Raw genomic sequence first — 19,385 nt, 5'->3', positions numbered from 1 at the left:
GATAACATGATAAAAAAAGAATGTCAATAGAATTGTGGAGACAATAAAAAAAAGACTACATAACGCCAGCCAGATACGTTTAACCAATGCAGTACGGTAAATTCTGGCGTTATGTAGTATATTCCCTTTGCCGGCAAACCTTTTGGGAGCGATTTCTGCGCCGCGGAAAGGGGCTGCCTGAACGGCTCTGACTACGCTTTTTCAGCCCACTCGATGGCGATGCCGGTAGTGTTGGGGCCTACATGGGAGGCCACGATCAGGTTCAGGGACGCCTGGCAGCTGCTTTGGACCAGGGAACGGCATTTTTCAAAGAGAGCTTCATTGCCCACATAGATGGAGCCCAGCCGGGCAGTCTTCCCGGACTGTGCGATGGACTGGATATTGCGCAGGGCCGCGTTGATGCCCCGGTTCTTCTTGTAGGGCACGATGCGCCCCTCAGTGATGGTGAGAGTCACCTTGATGTCCAGGATGTCCCCGATTTTGCCCACGCTGGGGGAGACGCGGCCTCCCTGGACCAGGTATTTGAAATCGTCCACCACGAAGAACACATCGATCAGGTCCACCCGCCGTCTGATTTCCGCGGCGGTCTCTGTCAGGGACATCCCCTTGTCCCTCAGCTCAATGGCGTCCACGCACAGAAAGCCGCTGCCCAGAGTGGCGCTTAAGGAATCGATGACCTCTATCTGACGTTCGGGATACAGGGGGCGCAGTTCCCCCGCCACCATACAGATAGTGCTGTAGGAGCCGCTGAGAGCGGAGGATACGGCGATGCACAGGACATCCTTTCCCTCCTGCAGCACGGCCTCAAAGCTCCCTCGGGCGAAATCGGGATTGACCCCGGCGGTATAGGCCCTGCGGCTGCGCAGCTGCTCAAAGAATTCTTCCCGGGAGAGAACCTGCTCGTCTCCGTATATAGTGCTTTCCTCGAAATAGTAATACTGGGGCAGCAGAGAAATCTCTTTATCGTAGGGAGAGGGCAAATCCACGTCACCGTCTGTAAAAATCACATAATCTCTCATAGAAACAACCATGCCTTTCTGCAACTTGCGAATTTTTCACAATGGGAACCATGATTCAATGGGGATATACGGGCCGTAGCGCCTGCTTCCCCTCATGCAAGCCAGCTAATTCTATCCTACTATGCTTAGCCGACTTTATCAAGTGTTTTTACGATATTTCTGCGCAGGGAAGCTTGACAGGACGGAAAACCGCCCGTATAATGAGGACAGAAACGAGGTAATTGTCATGTTGGTATTCAGATGCGGAAGAATGCGTAAATAGAGATTGCGCAGACAAGGACATGGAAAAGGACGCCGGGCTGTCTGAGCCGGGAGGTTTCTTTTTGTATGTCTTTTTTCTTCCCCATCGGCCAACAGACAGTATCTGAGGATCCATATGGATTCTGATTTACGTGGCGTTTTCAGGCGTGCTGGTGGGAATCGTGTAAAATCAGAAAGGAATTCATATGGACAGAAATAAGAAAAATCGCGCAGGAATGGATGGAATGAAGTTCCTGCATCATCAAATGTACCAATATAAATGGTACAGCGTCGCGCTGCCATATTTGGCAGGTCTGTCACAGGTTTCCCAGTCCCTTTTGACTCTGCTGCTGCCCAAATTCGTGCTGGACGCCGTCCAGGGCGGAATGGCGTTTCAGGCGTTTCTGGCGGATACAGCCCTCCTCGGCACAGGGCTGCTGGCCGTCACTGTCCTGAATCTGGTCAGCCACAATGAAATCGAAAAATGCTCCCGGACTTTCCTGCATCGCAGGCTGAATTCCCTGTGGGAGACAAAGATGCTCCGGCTAAGGTTTGGCATCTTTGTCTCAAAACAGGGGAAAATCGCCATGGAAAAAGCCAGACAGGCTATCAGCAGCCCCAACCGGGGCGTGGTGGAGTTCATGAAGCGGGAGACCGCGCTGCTGGAGGCGGGAGCGGGGCTGGCCGTCTACTGTGTCATCGTGGGGACGCTCCACCCGGCGATTCTGGCATTCCTGGGGGTGTTCTTCCTGACAGAGCTGGTCTGTGGTCTCCGGATAGAGGAGAAGAAGCAGGGCTTCAAAGAGGAAAAGGCCAGAGCGGACAGACGGCTCAACTATATCGCCTATGGCACGAAAGGCATGAAAGAGGCCAAGGATATCCGCATGTTCTCCATGAGCGGCATGCTCAGAGAGATTACGGAGGAAGTGATTCGGGGCAAAAGCCGGATATCCGTCAAAGTACAGAGATGGCAGTTCCTCCGCTTAGGCATAACGGCGCTTCTGATCTTTGTCAGGGACGGGCTGGCCTATCTGTTCCTGATTGGCCGGTATCTGGACGGCGGTATGTCGATAGGGGATTTTTCCCTGTATTTCTCGGCAATCGCAGGAATCGGCATGTGGCTTGGGCAATTGGCCGGGGCAGTGTCGGGATTTCGGGAGACCGGGAACTATGTGCGGGATTTTTACGAGTTCATGGAGCTTGCGGAGGATGAGGGACTGCAGGGGACACGCCCGGAAAAAGCCACCGAGACTGGGGAGGCCGTGTCCTTTGTGCTGGAAAATGTCTCCTTTTCCTATCGGATGCAGGAGGAGGGAAAGGAATGGGAAGTCCCGATTTTCCGAAACCTGAATCTGGAGATCCGGGCGGGGGAACGCCTGGCGGTGGTAGGCAGAAACGGCGCCGGGAAGTCCACGCTGGTGAAGCTGCTGTGCGGCCTGCTTGAGCCGCATGAGGGGCGGATTCTCATGGATGGCCGGGATATCCGGACCATTCCCGGGGCAGAGCTCTACGGAAAGTTTGCCGCGGTGTTCCAGCATTCCCGGATTCTGCCGATCACCGTGGCGGAGAATGTGATGCTGGACATAAGAGAGCGGCAGGACAGGGCTGCCATGTGGGATAAGCTGCGCCAGGCCGGGCTGGAGGAAAAAGTGAAATCCTTTCCGGCGGGAGAGGAGACCTGCCTGGTGAGGCAGATTTCCCAGGATGGAGCGGACTTGTCCGGCGGGCAGGAGCAGAGGCTGCTCCTGGCCAGGGCATTGTACAAAGACGCGCCTGTGCTGCTGCTGGATGAGCCCACGGCGGCGCTGGATCCCATTGCGGAGAGCGGGATTTATCAGAAATACGGAGAGCTGACTGCGGGGAAGACTTCGGTCTTTGTCTCCCACAGGCTTGCTTCCACGAGATTCTGCGACAGGATTCTGTTCCTGGAAGAGGGGAGAATCGCGGAGAGCGGCAGCCACGAGGAGCTGATGGCAAAAGACGGAAAGTACGCGGATATGTTCCGGGTGCAGAGCCGGTATTATAGGAAGCAAGAGCGGCTTCCATTTAGGAAGCAAGAGCGGCTTCCATTTACTATGAAACATAACCTTTCGGGTAACCAAAAAAGCGCAGACTGCCCCTGTCAAACTTAAAAAGGTTGATTTTGAACTTAACTGACAGGCTTAAGCGGCAACTACAGGAGCCTCCCAGCCAAGTGCTTTTAACTTCTTAAGGTATGCAGTGATTTTACGTTCCTTATTAAACTGATTGTAATAATCAGCTCCAAGATCCTTGAAAACAACGCCATCCTTAAGGATGTGGTATATCGCAATGAGCATGGAATGGGCAACGGCCACATAGGCACGCTTTGTCCCTCGGTGGGCACTTATTCGCATAAACTGGGCATGGAAGTAAGACTTCTTGTTTTTTACAGCGGCATGCGCACAGGTGATCAATGTTGTCCGTAGTAGAGAATTCCCTTTTCTGGTCTTTCCAGATTTTCTCTTTTTCGCGCTTTCATTGTCTCCAGGACACAATCCTGCCCAGGATGAAATGTGTTTATCCGTTGGAAAACGCTCCATATCCGTACCAATCACAGAAATGATGGCCTGGGCACTGGTATTGCCTATGCCAGTCACGTCCTGGATCGCCTGGGAAGCTTGCTTTTCCTCCGGTTTCATGAAGTTGTCAATCTCATCATCCAGATTTCTGATGTGAATATTCAGTTCATCCAAATGGTTGAGAAGTTCCTTCATCATCCGGCGCTGAAGAGATGACATGACACCATTGAGATCATCAATAATCTGCTCCTTGGTGGCTTTGAGGTTATGGGCAATAACCTTCCGCTTATACATCTCATCATATTTTGCCTCATCGATGGATTCTCCAGTCAGGAGATATTCCAGGATGCTGCGGGCACTTTTGCCATTGATGTCGGATACGGTCCCGGACAACTTGATGTTGGCTCCTTCCAGCATCTTTTGGAGTCGGTTCAACTCTCTGGTACGTTCACCTACAAGGCTTTTACGATAACGGACTAATTCCCTCAGTTCCCGCTGATCTTTGTCGGGAATGTAACTGGGCTGAAGCAGACCATGCTGTAAAAGGTCAGCGATCCATTCCGCATCTTTTACGTCTGTTTTTCGACCTGGAACAGCTTTCATATGGCGGGCATTAACCACCATGGCATTCAAGTCAGAAGATTCAAGGATGTTATACAGAGGCTTCCAATAAGAGGCTGTACTCTCCATAGCGACCATTTCACAGCCGCCTTCTTTGAGCCAGTCAGTCAATGTAAGAAGTTCTCTGGTTGTTGCACCAAACTCGCGCACCTCCTGCTTTCTGCCGCATCGGAAGCAGGCGACGATAAGTTTTTTATGCACATCAATACCACAACATTTGTCGTAAATTTTATCCATACAGGCACCTTCTGGAAGAATTTACGGCACGGTACTCTGTCTTTTATCATTTTACTATACGTCCTTTTGCCATGAACAAGAGGCTGGACAGGTGGTGGTGCAAATGAGAGTACCTGAAATCAGTTTAGGAAACGGGTTTCCAGCCCAAAATAAACACGATCTTTGCCGTTGCTATAAGTATAAACAATGGCACAAACAAATTCAATAACCTACCGCCTGCGCAGTTTCATTTATGGTGGTGCCAAATGTGCGGGCATGGAGGTTTAGGAAGCAAGAGCGGCTTCCATTTAGGAAGCAAGAGCGGCTTCCTATAATCGAATGCGGCGCAAAGGACGCGCCTTTTATCAGAAGCGAAGAGGGAGGAGAGGGCAGATGAAGAAAAACGGTAGGACACTGAGGCAGGACATGACGATTGTCCGGCGGGGCATAAGGGAATTCGGCCGCATTCTGCAGGGACAGATGACGCATGTGCTGATTAGAAGTATATTGATAGCCGGAATTCCGTTCATCGAGACGGCGGTGGCCGCATACATTTTGAATGAACTGACAGGGAGCCGGGACAGGGCCAGGCTGTTCCTGTTCTGCATCCTGGGCACCGGGCTGCTGTTTGCCTTGTCTGTCTGGAGAAATTTTGAGGAATGCCGTATCGAGGCGGGATATGAGAGGCTGTTTGCCTCCCATGAGATCGGCCTGACGAATAAATCCTATTTCCTGCCTTATGAACTGCTGGAGCAGGACAGCACCAGGCGGCTTCGGGACGAGGTGTCCGGCAGCATCAGCCTGTCCGGGGCGGGGATGGCGAGCCTGTACTGGGACATGGATGTGCTCTGGACGAATCTCCTTTCGGCGGGAATCGGAGTTGCCCTTTCCGGTGTTCTCTTTTGCAGGATGATACTTGCGGGGAGCGCGGAGGCGGCCGGGGGCACGGCGCTGATGATTCTGTGCATCGGGGCGCTGGTGGCCGCGGGTTCTTTTCTGTCCGGCAAGATGACGGGAAAACGGTTCGACGTGACATTCGCGCTGTTCCGGAAAGGGGCCCGGTATGCCAGATATGGGGATTATTACCATATCTCCTATCTGCCGGACGAGGACGCGGCCATGGATGCCAGGATTTACAGGCAGGAGAGCCTGATTGTGTCCCAGTGTCAGTCGAAATGCTTTGAACATCTGGCGGCCGGGGCGGAGCGGGAGTACAATGCCGTGAACCGTTATGACGGCGTAAAGCTTGGCTGTTCCGTCATCTGCGGCTGCATTGTGTATCTCCTGATCGGGCGCAAGGCCATGGAGGGGATTATAGGGTGCGGGAGCATTGTGCTGCTGTACGCAACAGTGACGCGGATGATTGAGGCCATCGCCAGGACAGCGGAGATTGTGACGGATCTGCGGAATAATAATGAGCATCTGCTGCGGTATTTCCGATATATGGACCTGCCCGAGGAGCGGACGGAAGCGGCGCGGATGGCCGGGACGCGGGAGGAAAGGGGGCAGAATGCCGGAGAGGAAAATGCGTTTCCCATGGGGCAGCAGCCTGTCCGGCCCATACCGGCGGAGTGCGCTGAGGAATGGGATATCGTTTTTGAGAATGTCAGTTTCCGATATCCCGAAAGTGACGTTTATGCCCTGAAGAATGTGAACCTGAGGCTGCGCGCAAAGGAAAAGACTGTGGTCGTGGGTGAAAACGGCTCAGGGAAGACCACGCTGATCAAGCTGCTCTGCAGGCTGTACCGGCCCACGGGGGGGAGGATCCTGTTTGGGGGCAGGGATATCTGGGAATACCCCTGTGAAGAATATCAGAGCCGGTTTGCAACGGTTTTTCAGGACTTTTCCCTGTTCGCCTTTTCCGTTGCGGAAAATGTGGCCGGTTCACGGGAATATGACGGGGAGAGAGTGAGGGCTGCGCTTGTGAAAGCGGGGCTGTGGGAGCGTGTGGCCGGATATGCGGAGGGAATCCGGCAGCCCCTGTTCCATGACTTTGACGAGGGAGGGGCGGATATCAGCGGCGGAGAGGCCCAGAAGCTGGCCATAGCCAGAGCCATATACAAGGACGCGCAGGTCATGGTGCTGGATGAGCCCACTGCGGCGCTGGACCCTTACGCGGAGTACGAGGTGTATGAAAATTTCGGAAAACTGACCCGGGGCAAGACCGTGCTGTTCGTCAGCCACAGGCTTTCTTCCTGCCGGATGTGCGACAGAATTGTAGTCATACATCAGGGGGAGATGGTCCAGTGCGGGACCCATGAGGAACTGCTGGCAAAACAGGGCGGAAAATACAGCGAACTGTGGAATGCCCAGGCGCAGTACTACAGATAAGTGGAAGTATAGGAGGAGATTACGGCGATTCGGCTTCTTCCGGCTTGTGCAGGGGACTTGGCTGTGATATCATGTCCTTGTATATCGGCAGGAAGAGGCCGGAGGGCCTGTGATGAAAACGAATGCAATAAGGAGAGAGTGGATATGAAGATACAGCCGGACAATCCCCTGCTGTCCTACAGCGGGAGAATCGATTGGAATGACAGGAAAGCGCCCGTATTTGTGTTCCCCTGTACCAGTGTGGCGGTGAGGTTCACCGGGAGGCTGCTGAGGGTGCATGTGCGGAACAGGAATGCGTATTGGGACAATTATCTGGGCTATATCCTGGACGGAAAGCAGTATGCGGCGGAGCTTCTGAAAAACGGGGAATCCCTGCTGGAGATTCCTGTGGAGGGGGACGGAGAGCATGAGCTTTTGCTGTTCAAGCGGCAGGATTCCTGCCATGAAGTGACGTTTCTGGGGCTGGAAATAGGAGATGGCGAGAACCTGCTGTCCCCGCCTTTTAAGCCGGATAGGAAGATGGAGGTATATGGGGATTCGGTTTCCGCGGGAGAGGTATCGGAGGCCGTGGAGTATGTGGGACAGCCGGATCCTGTGCACAATGGGCAGTATTCCAACAGCTGGTATTCCTATGCCTGGATGACGGCCAGAAAGCTGGATGCCCAGATTCATGACATTGCCCAGGGCGGAATCGCTCTGCCGGACGGGACAGGATGGTTCTTGGAGCCCGATGCCCTGGGGATGGAGAGCGTATGGGATAAAGTGCATTATAATCCGGAATTCGGTGCGGCTTCCCGGTGGGATTTCGGGGAGTATACGCCCCAGGTGGTGGTCGTGGCTATCGGGCAGAATGACGCCCACCCGGTGGATTATATGAAAGAGGACTATCAGGGCGCTCCCGCGGTGAAATGGCGGGCAGGCTACGGAGAGTTCCTGAGGAGACTTCGCGGGAAATATCCGGAGGCCCACATCGTCTGCTGCACGACGCTTCTGGGGCATGACGCCTCCTGGTGGTCATGCCTGCCCAGTTTTTGGCTCTCATATCTGAAAGTGTATGATGCATATCATTTACTATGTCGAAAGAATCAGAATACTCTATCGACAGGCCTCCTAATATATCCTCTTCCTTGTAGATGGAGACTGTCCTTGGCATACCTGCCCATTCAAAGAGATCCTGGAATATATACTCATGCATTTTCAGCAGATGTTCTGTGTGGTAATTGCCGCTCAAAGCGTTTAACGCCAACACGCATTAGCAGACTCCTTCATTTTGTATTTTTTGTCCAGAAAGCACTTGGCATCTTCCATGGTAATTTCTCCTTTTTTTCTTTTTCAATATATTTTTTAAAGTCTTCCGTAGGCTCCAGACCGTCTACTTTAATCATTCCTATTGCATAATCCCATGCCTGTGAATTTGTCATAACGAACATCCTTTCTTATTCAGGGAATCTCCCAAAACATCATTGCGTTTCTGGTTTCAGTATATCATTTTCTGATATTCTATACCACTTGCATGTTCTGAATTTTTGATAAATTTTACTGCAGGCTCTTCATACATTCCCTACATATACATTTGCCAGGTACTGCCTTGCCGTCTCCGCCAGGCGGTATATCTGTTTTACGTCTGTGGGCGCACGGTCTGCCATGCGGTACTGCGGGAAAAACCGGGTGATGTGGAGAGGAATCTCAGGATTCAAATCCGCAATCCAGCGGGCCTCCTCCGCCATCTCTTCCATGCTGTCGTTTTCACCGGGCACAATCAGGGTGGTGAGCTCCACATGGCAGCCTTTCGCGGCTCTCATAATGAAAGCTTTGACTGTGCCGAAATCGCCGCCCAGCATGCGGTAGTAATCCTCCCGGAACCCTTTCAGGTCAATGTTCATGGCGTCAATGTAGGGCAGCAGCTCTTCCAGCACTTCCAGGGAGGCTGTCCCATTGGTCACCAGTACATTGACCATGCCGTATTCCCTTACCAGCCTGGCGGTGTCCCGGACATACTCCCAGCCGGTCAGGGGCTCGTTGTAGGTATAGGCGATGCCGATGTTTCCGGCCCTTTTGCGCTCCTTCCACTCCAGGGCCATGTCCGCCAGCTGCCGGGGCGACACATACCTGGCTTCGGCCTCCGCGCTCCCTGCCATGGAAATCTCATGATTCTGGCAGAAAGGGCATCTCAAATTGCAGCCGTAGCTTCCCACGGACAGAATCAGGCTCCCCGGGCGGAAGTGCTTCAGCGGCTTTTTCTCGATAGGGTCTAAGGCCAGGGAAGTGATCTGGCCGTAATTGTCGCACCGGATGATGCCGTCCAGGTTTTTCCTGGCCCTGCACAGCCCGGTCTGGCCGGGGGACAGACTGCAGTGGTGTATACATACCTGACAAGTGGTTTTCATGAATGAGGGTACCTGCCTTTCGGGAGAGCTGTCAGCTGGAATCGCGGTTTTGGGAAATGCTGCCGTTATTTATCTTTTGCCCTGGCGAAAAAATCATCGCAGAAGCGGTACCACTTTTCCAAGTATTCTTTATGGCTGACTAACATCAAATCTTTCGGCGTGTGGACATTGCGTTTTCTTGCCTCTTCCACAAAACTGTAGACCCAATTATCGGCGGTTTCCGTCACGGCCCGGACGCTTTGCCAGCCTTTCATGGCAGCGTAATAGAGCCGGGTATGGCCGTCCAGGGAAATGTACCGGTCCTGATGCGGCAGCACCTGGATGATGATGTCGTCGGGTTCCTGGATAAAGCTGCTGATGGCAGCAATTTTGTCTTCGTCCACATAGAACTGGGAGGGCTGAATCTGGTTCAGCTGCAATGTGAGAATCTGCCTTGCCGTAAATTCTTTCACGATACACCGATTTTCATCGTAAAACCGGGTGATATGGGGCGTATAGAAGCGGAAGTCCTCAATGATTGCCGGATAATTCTCAGGGTCTGCCCCTCGTATCACCGCCTCGCTGTGGGAAATGATTTCCACCTCATAAGGGACCTCGTCCGCAAGAAAGCAGCCGTGCTGGTAGAGGACATTTTGGGAAAAACGGTTGTCCTGGTAGATATCTATTCGCTTGATTGTCATTTCTATTCTCCTTGCCTTATAAAACTGTTGATTTTTGCCCGGACTTCCGCCACATCCAGCACGTTGTCCTGAAGCTTTTGGCGGTAGAGACGGCGTTCGATGCCCGATACGTGATTTTGGCAGGGAGAGCGTTCGAACCGCTTTTCGAAGCAGGAAAGATAGTCAGGAGAGGCTTCCGCGCTTCCATAGACGCCGATAATATACAGCCGTCTGATGATTTCCCCATATGTGTCGTTGTGCATGAAGAAGTCCAGGCAGCGCGGCTTCTGGTGTTTGGATACAAACAAAACATTTTCAGGGGGCATTAAGTATGCCGGACTACCTCGAACCGCTCCAGCGCTACGTCCTCATGCTCCCGGATGCCCGCTTTCTGCTTCGCGATGGCAATCTGCTGCTCCACGGTGTCCACGCCCTCCAGATTGGGCAGCAGCAGTCCGCGCCTGCCGCCTTTTGTCACGATGACCCCGAAGCGTGCCACGTCCAGGTCATCGGGCGAGTCGATAGGCTCCGTGTCCCCCAGCACGTCCACGCTGATGGTGAGCCGGTCTGCCTCCCATTGCTCCACAGGGGAGAACCTTGGGTCTTCGGAACAGGCGCTGACTGCATTGTGCAGGATTTCTTCCGCCAGACAGCTGCGCACCGGCTGGATGGTGCCGATGCAGCCCCGCAGTTTTCCGTCTTCTTTTAGGGACACGAAAGCCCCGGCCCTGCCACGGTACAGCTCCTCCGGCAGTCCCTCCGGTACTTCCGGCTTTTTCCCGGTGCGTATATATTCTTCGATGGTGTGCCGGGCCAGCCGGACGTAAGCGTCCTCTTTTTCACGCTGAAGCCGGAGCTTTTCCCGCTCTTTTGTTTCATATTGCTCCTGAAAATTCCGCGCGGAATCCGTGCCGCCCGGGCGATAGATACAGATGCCGTAGCCCACGCCGAAAGGCCCCTCATAGGAGAGGCGTTCTGTCTTCACGGCCGTCCGGTCAAAGGCTCCGGCCATGATGGTGAAAGAGCGGTGGCCGCACTCCGCGGCTTTTTCGCAGAAATCCTCTGAAAATTCCAGCAGTTCCCCGAAAGCGCCCCGGCCCATCACATCCATGATTCTGGAATCATATTCCGGGCCTTCCTTCTGATACCCGTAAGGCCCGTCCTCTTTCAGCCTGTGGGACAAATCTCCGCTGGCGATGATTACGGTTTTCCTGTCCAGTGCCTCTGAGACTTCCCGGATGCACTGTCCCAACCGGTAATGGGCTATCAGAGGAAAGCCTGACAGGCCGATTCTTACCAGACGGTATTCCGTCCAATATTGATTTACGAAATACAGAGGAACCATGGTGCCGTGGTCCAGCTTCCGCTCCCGCTCGCCCAAAGTGCCGGCCTGTAAGCCTTTGGCCCCGGCCAGCGCCCCCAGATGCTCCACGAACGCCGTGTCGCAGGAGGCCTCCATGCGCACATGAAGTGCCCCGAACTGGCCGAAGTCGCCCTTTGCGCTTCTGCCCGGCGAGATGTGGAAATAATCCGCGTACATGGTCTGGTGGGGCGAGAGCAGCACGATGGTCTCCGGCTGTAGCCGTCCGATTTCCTCCGCCGCTTTCCTGTATGCGTTGATTGTGTCCTGAATTTCCCGTTCCTGTCCCCTGCCGATATCCGGTATGATAAGGGGCGGGTGAGGGACCATGAAGCCTGCCAGAATTCCCATGAATAAATTGTCCTTTCTGATACCTTTTTTAGAGTTCCAAAAGGGAGACGATGGTACCATGATATTTTAACCCAAATACGGAAAAAACGCAATTAGGATTCATAAGGAACAGTTGCAAAGAGCGCTGTATTATTATATGATGAAAAAAAAGACAGGAGGGATGAGGAAATGGAATGGTTCGTGGATTCATCGTTGGACGGGAAGGCTTTGGACTGCTTTTTCGAGTATATGGAGGAGAACAGGATTGAGGTGCACACCATGCAGATCTACCGGGGGGGACGGCAGCTCATACGCCTGGCGCAGGAACCCTATTCCTGCACGGATTCCAGGGAGGTTTATTCCCTGAGCAAGATGTTCACCTCTACGGTGGTGGGCGTCGCCGTGGAGCAGGGGCTGCTGCGCGTCCAGGACAGGCTGGTGGATATCTTCGGCAGGGAAGGGGCTTCGGAGAAGATGTCGCATATCACCGTGCGCCACCTCCTCTCCATGAACACAGGACATGACAGATGTGTCATTCCTGAGATGATTGTGGCGGAGGACTCCGCGGAGGCGTTTTTCGGCGTGGAGCCAGTGTATGAGCCGGGAACGCATTTTACGTACAATACAGGCGCAAGCTGCATGCTGGTGTCGGTGATAGAGAGGGTCACCGGCAGGGACTTTTTCCAGTATGCCTGTGAGAATCTGTTCTATCCCATGGAGATGACCGACATTTCCTGGAGGCGCTGCGCTGACGGCAGATGCGTGGGCGGCGCGGGGCTGCATGTCTCCAGCGACGACATCGTAAAGCTTGGGAAAATGTATTTAAACGGCGGCATCTATAAGGGCAGGCGCATCCTGTCAGAGGCCTGGATTCGGGAGGCCTCCTCCTGCGTGTCCGACAATTCCGGCAATGGGACGCCGGACTGGTGCAGCGGCTACGGCTATCAGCTTTGGCGCAACAGCAGGGGAGGATATCGGGGAGACGGAGCCTTCGGGCAGCTCCTGGTGATTCTGCCGGAGCGCGATTTGTTCGTGGCCGTGCAGGCTCTTGTCAGCGATATGCAGAAAGAAATGGACGGGGTCTTCAATCTGCTGGAGAGCATGGACGGTGCTGTCGGAGCGGGAAAAGTGCATTCTTTCGCGCCGCTTCCCGGAGGAGGAGCGCTGCCGGAGATTGACAGAAGCTACCGCCTGGAGGCGAACGGCATGAATTTCGGCAGTTTGTGGATAAAGTCCGGCGGGGACAGCGTGCAGCTGGCCTTTGACGATGGACAGAGCATTCAGACCGTGAGGGCGAAAACGGGCTGCTGGACCAGGAACCAGTGCGATATGCGGCATGTGCAGCCTGCTCTCGGAGGACATCTTCCCGGAGAACTCCGGGAGAGGCTCATAATGGCGGTTTCCTGCATGGAGGAAGCGGGGAAAATCGTGCTGCTGGTTCGCTTCCGTACCAGTCCCCATATGCAGCGCTGGGTGATAGCGGCTGATGAGGCCGGTCTGCGCATTTCCTTTGCGGAACCGGAGGATGGGCCGGAGGGCTGGAGAGAGGAGCAGGCGCTGACCGGGCGGTAGGAGGGCAGGGCTCTGCCTCTCAAAGCGAAGCGGCGGTTCCGGTTTCCGGAATCGCCGTTTTATGCACAGGCCCGTACAAAAGTGCCATAATCGACACCTTTGGCCCGATTCGGCCTGTGCCGTCACGGATGGCGGCTTTGTCGTACAGCCGGTAGGCATAGTCGCTGCTCCGGACGCTGTTGATCAGCCCCATGTCCTCATAATATCGGAGCGTGCGGGCCGAAATGTCGTACCTGGCGGTCACTTCCCTGATTTTGATGCAATCATTCATATCCCTGATCCTCCATGTAATGGTTTTCCTATAGTATAAACGCTTCCCTAACGGCAGAGTCAATCTGTTTTTGGATTTTTATGCCCTGTGGCAGCGGAGTTGTGCCTTTGCAGACAGCCTTAAAGCAATTGGAGCAGTTGCATCACCGGGGCTTTCATGCAGTAAGATTGCGCATGATTGTTGACAATAGGGCGCACGCCGATATAATATATACTTGTCCTGTGATATGGCAGAAGTGTCTTGCGCAAAGAAATCAAAACCGCGGGGATTGAGGAGGAGAGATATGACAGGAAAAGTGGCAATCGGCCTGCAGAGCTTTGAAACGGTCCGGACCAGGAATATTTTCTATGTGGACAAGACGGACTTCATCAGACAGTGGTGGGACAATGAGGACAGCGTGACGCTGATCACCCGCCCCCGCCGTTTTGGCAAGACTTTGAACCTGAGCATGACGGAATGCTTTTTCTCGAACCAGTATGCCGACAGGGCGGATCTCTTTGAGGGGCTTTCCATATGGAAAGAAGAGCGCTTCCGGGAACTGCAGGGAACCTGGCCCGTGATCTTTCTCAGCCTTGCGAAGATCAAGGCGACGGACTATGAGGATATGGAATATGCCATATCGACCATCCTGTTCCAGGCTTACCAGAAGAACTTCTTTTTACTGGAAGGAGACTATTTAAACGAAAACGAAAAGGAATACTTCAACAGCGTAAAGCCGGGCATGGACAGAAAAGTGGCAGTGGATGCGGTCAATAACCTGTCATTTTACTTAAGCCGCTATTATGGCAGAAAAGTCATCATCCTCCTTGACGAGTACGACACCCCTATGCAGGAGGCCTGGCTGTCCGGCTACTGGGATGAGGCCGTGAGCTTTTTCAGGAGCTTCTTTAACGCCACGTTCAAGACCAACCCTTATCTGCTGCGGGGATTGATTACCGGAATCACGCGGATTTCAAAGGAATCCATTTTCTCGGATTTGAATAACCTGGCGGTGGTGACTACTACTTCTGAAGCTTACGCAACGCAGTTTGGCTTTACCGAAGAAGAGGTCTTCCGGGCACTGGACAGTGTGGGGCTGGGGACAGAGAAGCAGGGGGTAAAGGAATGGTATGACGGCTTTACTTTCGGAAACGTCAGGGATATTTACAATCCCTGGTCCATTATCAATTTTATGAAGCAAAATGGAGAATACAGCGCCTACTGGGCAGACAGCAGCGGAAATGGGCTAGTGAATTCCCTGATAAAGCAAGGGTCGGCAGACATGAAGAAGACCATGGAACTGCTGCTGCAGGGGGGAAGCTTTGAAACAGAGATTGACGAACAGATTGTCTTCAATCAGCTCGCCCAAAATGAGAATGCTGTCTGGAGCCTGCTCCTTGCCACGGGATATCTGCGGGTGGAAAATGTAGGGAGGCGCGGACGGCTTTTAAAGAAATACTACACCTTACGGCTGACGAATATGGAGATCGAGAGCATGTTCGCCAGAATGGTGCAGGGATGGTTCGAGAGCACGGCGGCAGAGTACAATGAGTTCATCAAAGCCCTGCTGCGGGACGATGTGAAGCGGATGAACACTTTTATGAACAAAGTGGCACTGAACACTTTCAGCTCTTTTGACAGCGGGAAGAAGCCGTCAGAGGAGGCTGAGCCGGAACGATTCTACCATGGCTTCGTGCTTGGCCTGGTGGTAGACCTGGCGGACAACTATAAAGTAAAGTCCAACCGCGAGAGCGGATACGGCAGATACGATGTCATAATAGAGCCTTTTGCCAAAGGAGAAAAGGCGTTCCTGTTCGAATTCAAGGTTCTGGACAGGGACGAGGGGGAGCGGACGCTGGAGGACACGGTGACCAGGGCCCTTGCTCAGATAGAGGAAAAGCAATATGAAGCAGAGTTGCTGGCATCCGGCATCCCTGCGGAGAATATCAGGAAATACGGCTTTGCCTTTGAGGGAAAGAAATGCCTGATTGGTTGTGGGGAAAGGGAAGTATGAAAAGGGGCAGCACACATAATAGGCTCTCGGAATCTCAGGAAGCAGAAGCAGGCATTGAGGCGGAAAGGCATCCGGAGAAAGCGGGGGGAAGCGGTCCAAAGGAGCTCCGGAAAGCAGCGTGATATGTGGTCCGGAGATGCCGAGAGGATATATGCACAGTTAGGGGAGGCAGGAACCAATGGAGACGAAGCTCGTTCAAATAGGGATAGATGGCGGGGCTTTCACATGCGAAGATGAGGCATATTTGCGCCAGGCCGCGGAAATCATCAAAAAAGGCGGCCTGGTGGCATTCCCCACGGAGACCGTATACGGTCTGGGCGGAGATGCCCTGAATCCGGACTCTTCCCGGAAAATCTACGCCGCCAAGGGCAGGCCCTCGGACAATCCCCTCATCGTCCACATCAGCAGTTTTGAAGATATACGCAAAATCGTAAGGGAATTGCCGGAGACGGCAGTGAAGATAGCGGACACATTCTGGCCCGGCCCCCTGACCATGATACTGCCCAAGTCCCGGGCAGTCCCCCGGGAGACCACGGGCGGGCTGGACACCGTGGCGGTGCGCTTTCCCTCCCACCCCGTGGCGAGGAAGCTGATAGAGTACAGCGGGGGCTACATCGCCGCCCCCAGCGCCAACGCCTCCGGCCGCCCCAGCCCCACCCTGGCCCGGTATGTGGCCGAGGACATGGACGGCCGGATCGACATGATCATCGACGGCGGGGAAGTGGGGATTGGCCTGGAATCCACCATCGTCGACCTGACAGAAGAGACACCCCGCATCCTGCGCCCGGGATACGTCACCCGGGAAATGCTGGACGGCACTCTGGAGAAAACTGACATAGATGTCACAATTATAAAGCCGGACAGCGGGCAGGCCCCCAAAGCGCCCGGCATGAAGTACCGCCACTACGCGCCCCGGGGCCGCCTGACGATCGTGGAGGGGCCGCCGGAGCAGGTAATCGCCTACATCAACCGCCACGCGGAGGAAGACCGCGGAAAAGGGGAGAAAACAGGCGTCATCGGCACCACAGAAGTACTTGAACAATACCAGGCAGATGTGGTAAAATGTATAGGGAACCGCGAAGCGGAAGAGGACATCGCCAGGAACCTGTTCTCCGTCCTCCGGGAGCTTGACGGGGAGAAAGTCGAGAGCATCTACTCCGAGAGCTTTTCGTCCAAAGGTCTGGGACAGGCCATCATGAACCGTCTGCTGAAAGCGGCGGGGCACAGGATTGTCAGGCTGTCCGCTGATGAAAACGGTACATGAATCATTGCAAAGGAATCATCAAGAACGAATCATCATAATAAAAGTGACGACAGAACGGTAAAATGACAAAATGACAAGAGGAGGGAGACATCGATATGATAGCGATTGGAAGCGACCATGGCGGCTATGCGCTGAAGCAGAGAGTAATCCGGCATCTGGAGGAAGTGCATATCCCCTGCGAGGACATGGGATGCCACAGCCCGGAGAGCTGTGACTATCCCGTATACGGCCATGCGGTAGCAAAGGCAGTGGCCGAGGGACGGTGCGAGAAAGGCATCGTCATCTGCACCACCGGCATCGGCATCAGCATGGCTGCCAACAAGCATCCCGGCGTCCGCTGCGCCCTGTGCGCGGACGGTCTGACCGCAAGGCTGACCAGGCTGCACAATGATGCCAATGTGCTGGCCATGGGAGGCGGAATCCTGGGTGAGAACCTGGCCATGGAAATCGTGGATGTCTTTCTGAACACCCCGTTTTCCGGCGAAGCCCGCCATCAGCGGAGGATTGACCGAATCGAAGAAATATAGAGATACAAAACCAGAGCAGAAAGGCGGTTGCGCCGCTACTACAGGAGGAGAACAGAATGGCAAACGTATTCATCATGGATCATCCGTTGATTCAGCACAAAATCGGACTTATCCGCAAGAAGGACACCGGCACCAAGGACTTTCGGCAGACAATAAGCGAAATCGCCATGCTGATCTGCTATGAGGCCACCAGGGAGCTGAAGCTGGCAGACGTGGAGATCGAGACACCCATCTGTACCACCACAGTCAAGGAACTGAGCGGCAAGAAGATGGCCATCGTCCCCATCCTCCGCGCGGGATTAGGCATGGTGGACGGGATGCTGACTCTGATTCCCGCCGCGAAAGTGGGGCATATCGGCCTTTACCGGGATCCGGAGACCCTGAAGCCTGTGGAATATTACTGCAAGCTTCCGGCGGACTGCGCTGAGAGGGAGGTATTCGTGGTGGATCCCATGCTGGCCACAGGAGGCTCCTCCGTGGCGGCTATCCGGATGCTGAAGGAGAAAGGCTGCAGGAATATCCACTTTATGTGCATCATCGCGGCGCCGGAGGGAATCGAGGCCATGAAAGAGGCCCATCCGGATGTGGATATATATGTGGGCGCTCTGGATGAGAGACTCAATGACCACGGCTATATCGTCCCCGGTCTGGGCGATGCCGGGGACCGTATCTTCGGCACGAAATGACGAGAACAGTCACTGAGAGACAAAGTGTAATACAATAGGGCTTGGCGCTGTGAAAGGCGGTGTATGTTTTGAAGATTTGGAAGAGGACAGCGTTCATTCTGGCAGTGGTTCTTTTGATGGCTACATTTGAACCCGTTTCTGACATGCCGACAGTTTCGGCTACTTCCAAGACAAAAGAGGAAATCGACCGGACAGAGCGGGAGAAGGATACTCTTCAAAACGAATTGGATAAGACGCAGGAGAATCTGGACAGCCTGGAGGACAAGCGGGACAGCTTGGAAAAGGAACTGTCTTACTTGAATTCCCAGATGAACGCCGTGGTGGCGAATCTGGAGGAGCTGGAGAGGCGGATTCAGGAGAAAGAGCAGGAAATCGAGGAGACTTTGGAAGCGCTGGAGGAGGCAAAGGCCACAGAGGAGTGGCAGCAGGCGAGCATGGAGGCCATGGTGCGCTGCATGTATGAGCGGCAGGAGGACAACTATCTGACCACGCTGCTGTCTGCGGGCAGCCTGGCAGAGCTGTTGAATCTGGCGGATCAGATGGAAAAGGTGGCGGCCTACGATGACAGGATGCTGGAGACCTACAAGAACAACAGGATTCTGATCGAGGAACAGGAGGCCAGGCTCGAGGCGGAAAAAGCCGAGCTGGAGGATCTGGCGGGCCAGGCCCGGGCTGAGAAGGACAAGGTCTCGGGCCTGATCGATCAGGCGTCCAGTTCCATCAACCAGTACGCCAATCAGATATCCGATGCGGAGCGCAAGGCCCTGGCCTATGAGGCGGAAATCAAGAAAAGGGAAGAGAATCTGGATTATCTGAGACAGAAACTGGCAGAGGAAATCGCCATGTCCCAGGCGGCGGCGAACGGCGTCTGGCGGGATATTTCGGAGGTTGTCTTCTCCGAAGGGGACAGAAAGCTTCTGGCGAACCTGATCTACTGCGAGGCGGGCGGAGAGCCCTACGACGGACAGGTGGCGGTGGGCAGCGTGGTCATCAACAGGGTGCTCAGTTCCCAGTATCCGGATACGGTGGTGGGCGTCATCTATCAGAGCGGCCAGTTCTCCCCCGTTGCCAGCGGGCGCCTGGATCTTGCCCTTGCCACCAACATGGCCACCGACAACTGTTACAGGGCGGCGGACGCGGCCATGTCGGGCGTGACGAACGTGGGCAGCTGCGTGTACTTCAGGACGCCCATCGAGGGCCTGAGCGGCATCAACATCGGCGGCCATGTGTTCTACTGAGCACGGAACCGGTGCGAGTCTGGAAGAATGCCCGCACTATGGGCATTCTTCCGTGTGAGATGGCTCATCAGCGAACTTGTTCGCCTATGAGCCTAGAAGTTCTTAGTCTGCGTACTTTGCAGACTTAGAAC

At 54.2% G+C, this 19,385-nt stretch carries 16 protein-coding genes; 9 read left to right on the top strand and 7 right to left on the bottom strand.

What is annotated here, in order from left to right:
- Window positions 1-191: 191 nt before the first annotated feature.
- Window positions 192-1,019, bottom strand: a complete 828-nt coding sequence (locus tag NFS35_RS08955) for a DegV family protein (protein WP_251206790.1) — start codon at window positions 1,017-1,019, stop codon at window positions 192-194.
- A 446-nt stretch (window positions 1,020-1,465) separates the two neighbouring features.
- On the opposite strand from NFS35_RS08955, the gene NFS35_RS08950 reads away from it, so the two are divergent.
- Window positions 1,466-3,391: an ABC transporter ATP-binding protein gene (locus tag NFS35_RS08950; RefSeq protein ID WP_251206789.1), complete on the top strand. Its 1,926-nt coding sequence runs from the start codon at window positions 1,466-1,468 to the stop codon at window positions 3,389-3,391.
- Between the two features lie 30 nt (window positions 3,392-3,421).
- On the opposite strand, the gene NFS35_RS08945 is transcribed toward NFS35_RS08950, so the two are convergent.
- Window positions 3,422-4,657: an IS110 family RNA-guided transposase gene (locus tag NFS35_RS08945; RefSeq protein WP_251206788.1), complete on the bottom strand. Its 1,236-nt coding sequence runs from the start codon at window positions 4,655-4,657 to the stop codon at window positions 3,422-3,424.
- A 372-nt stretch (window positions 4,658-5,029) separates the two neighbouring features.
- Between NFS35_RS08945 and NFS35_RS08940 the strand changes: the two genes are divergently transcribed.
- Both NFS35_RS08940 and NFS35_RS08935 read left to right on the top strand, forming a co-directional pair.
- Window positions 5,030-6,967 (top strand): ABC transporter ATP-binding protein, encoded by a 1,938-nt coding sequence (locus tag NFS35_RS08940; protein WP_251206787.1) that lies wholly within the window; start codon window positions 5,030-5,032, stop codon window positions 6,965-6,967.
- 144 nt (window positions 6,968-7,111) lie between these two features.
- Entirely contained in the window at window positions 7,112-8,365 is a 1,254-nt protein-coding gene (locus tag NFS35_RS08935) for an SGNH/GDSL hydrolase family protein (protein ID WP_251206786.1), read from the top strand.
- 152 nt (window positions 8,366-8,517) lie between these two features.
- Here the strand turns inward: NFS35_RS08935 and amrS are convergent, their stop codons facing one another.
- The 4 genes from amrS to amrA form a co-directional block, all read right to left on the bottom strand.
- Entirely contained in the window at window positions 8,518-9,354 is an 837-nt protein-coding gene (gene amrS, locus NFS35_RS08930; RefSeq protein WP_251206785.1) for an AmmeMemoRadiSam system radical SAM enzyme, read from the bottom strand.
- Window positions 9,355-9,419: 65 nt separating this feature from the next.
- The gene (locus tag NFS35_RS08925; RefSeq protein ID WP_251206784.1) at window positions 9,420-10,034 is read right to left on the bottom strand and encodes a hypothetical protein; all 615 of its coding nucleotides are present in this window, start codon (window positions 10,032-10,034) and stop codon (window positions 9,420-9,422) included.
- A gap of 2 nt (window positions 10,035-10,036) precedes the next feature.
- The gene (locus NFS35_RS08920) at window positions 10,037-10,276 is read right to left on the bottom strand and encodes a hypothetical protein (protein ID WP_251206783.1); all 240 of its coding nucleotides are present in this window, start codon (window positions 10,274-10,276) and stop codon (window positions 10,037-10,039) included.
- 62 nt (window positions 10,277-10,338) lie between these two features.
- On the bottom strand, window positions 10,339-11,724 hold the full coding sequence (gene amrA, locus NFS35_RS08915) for an AmmeMemoRadiSam system protein A (RefSeq protein WP_251206782.1): 1,386 nt from the start codon (window positions 11,722-11,724) through the stop codon (window positions 10,339-10,341).
- A 168-nt stretch (window positions 11,725-11,892) separates the two neighbouring features.
- Between amrA and NFS35_RS08910 the strand changes: the two genes are divergently transcribed.
- A complete protein-coding gene (locus tag NFS35_RS08910; protein WP_251206781.1) occupies window positions 11,893-13,275 on the top strand; it encodes a serine hydrolase domain-containing protein in 1,383 nt (460 codons plus the stop codon).
- A gap of 19 nt (window positions 13,276-13,294) precedes the next feature.
- On the opposite strand, the gene NFS35_RS08905 is transcribed toward NFS35_RS08910, so the two are convergent.
- Complete coding sequence (locus tag NFS35_RS08905; protein ID WP_251206780.1) at window positions 13,295-13,546, bottom strand: MerR family DNA-binding transcriptional regulator; 252 nt, start codon at window positions 13,544-13,546, stop codon at window positions 13,295-13,297.
- A gap of 283 nt (window positions 13,547-13,829) precedes the next feature.
- Between NFS35_RS08905 and NFS35_RS08900 the strand changes: the two genes are divergently transcribed.
- From NFS35_RS08900 to NFS35_RS08880, 5 genes are all read left to right on the top strand, one after another.
- Entirely contained in the window at window positions 13,830-15,539 is a 1,710-nt protein-coding gene (locus NFS35_RS08900; RefSeq protein ID WP_251206779.1) for an AAA family ATPase, read from the top strand.
- Window positions 15,540-15,717: 178 nt separating this feature from the next.
- On the top strand, window positions 15,718-16,803 hold the full coding sequence (locus tag NFS35_RS08895) for an L-threonylcarbamoyladenylate synthase (RefSeq protein ID WP_251206778.1): 1,086 nt from the start codon (window positions 15,718-15,720) through the stop codon (window positions 16,801-16,803).
- Between the two features lie 95 nt (window positions 16,804-16,898).
- The gene (gene rpiB / locus NFS35_RS08890) at window positions 16,899-17,330 is read left to right on the top strand and encodes a ribose 5-phosphate isomerase B (RefSeq protein ID WP_251206777.1); all 432 of its coding nucleotides are present in this window, start codon (window positions 16,899-16,901) and stop codon (window positions 17,328-17,330) included.
- Between the two features lie 56 nt (window positions 17,331-17,386).
- Window positions 17,387-18,016: a uracil phosphoribosyltransferase gene (upp, locus tag NFS35_RS08885; RefSeq protein ID WP_251206776.1), complete on the top strand. Its 630-nt coding sequence runs from the start codon at window positions 17,387-17,389 to the stop codon at window positions 18,014-18,016.
- Between the two features lie 68 nt (window positions 18,017-18,084).
- Window positions 18,085-19,254: a cell wall hydrolase gene (locus tag NFS35_RS08880; RefSeq protein WP_408629631.1), complete on the top strand. Its 1,170-nt coding sequence runs from the start codon at window positions 18,085-18,087 to the stop codon at window positions 19,252-19,254.
- Window positions 19,255-19,385: the final 131 nt, after the last annotated feature.

It is taken from the genome of Acetatifactor aquisgranensis (assembly GCF_943193215.1).
Taxonomy (GTDB): Bacteria; Bacillota; Clostridia; order Lachnospirales; family Lachnospiraceae; genus Acetatifactor; species Acetatifactor aquisgranensis.
Note: the sequence above shows the minus strand (reverse complement) of the source record. Positions and strands in the feature narration are given on the sequence as shown.

Coding starts and splice junctions, on each gene's coding strand:
- NFS35_RS08955 (WP_251206790.1), bottom strand. CDS start 1,019: ATGAGAGATTATGTGATTTTTACAGACGGTGACGTGGATTTGCCCTCT.
- NFS35_RS08950 (WP_251206789.1), top strand. CDS start 1,466: ATGGACAGAAATAAGAAAAATCGCGCAGGAATGGATGGAATGAAGTTC.
- NFS35_RS08945 (WP_251206788.1), bottom strand. CDS start 4,657: ATGGATAAAATTTACGACAAATGTTGTGGTATTGATGTGCATAAAAAA.
- NFS35_RS08940 (WP_251206787.1), top strand. CDS start 5,030: ATGAAGAAAAACGGTAGGACACTGAGGCAGGACATGACGATTGTCCGG.
- NFS35_RS08935 (WP_251206786.1), top strand. CDS start 7,112: ATGAAGATACAGCCGGACAATCCCCTGCTGTCCTACAGCGGGAGAATC.
- amrS (WP_251206785.1), bottom strand. CDS start 9,354: ATGAAAACCACTTGTCAGGTATGTATACACCACTGCAGTCTGTCCCCC.
- NFS35_RS08925 (WP_251206784.1), bottom strand. CDS start 10,034: ATGACAATCAAGCGAATAGATATCTACCAGGACAACCGTTTTTCCCAA.
- NFS35_RS08920 (WP_251206783.1), bottom strand. CDS start 10,276: ATGCACAACGACACATATGGGGAAATCATCAGACGGCTGTATATTATC.
- amrA (WP_251206782.1), bottom strand. CDS start 11,724: ATGGGAATTCTGGCAGGCTTCATGGTCCCTCACCCGCCCCTTATCATA.
- NFS35_RS08910 (WP_251206781.1), top strand. CDS start 11,893: ATGGAATGGTTCGTGGATTCATCGTTGGACGGGAAGGCTTTGGACTGC.
- NFS35_RS08905 (WP_251206780.1), bottom strand. CDS start 13,546: ATGAATGATTGCATCAAAATCAGGGAAGTGACCGCCAGGTACGACATT.
- NFS35_RS08900 (WP_251206779.1), top strand. CDS start 13,830: ATGACAGGAAAAGTGGCAATCGGCCTGCAGAGCTTTGAAACGGTCCGG.
- NFS35_RS08895 (WP_251206778.1), top strand. CDS start 15,718: ATGGAGACGAAGCTCGTTCAAATAGGGATAGATGGCGGGGCTTTCACA.
- rpiB (WP_251206777.1), top strand. CDS start 16,899: ATGATAGCGATTGGAAGCGACCATGGCGGCTATGCGCTGAAGCAGAGA.
- upp (WP_251206776.1), top strand. CDS start 17,387: ATGGCAAACGTATTCATCATGGATCATCCGTTGATTCAGCACAAAATC.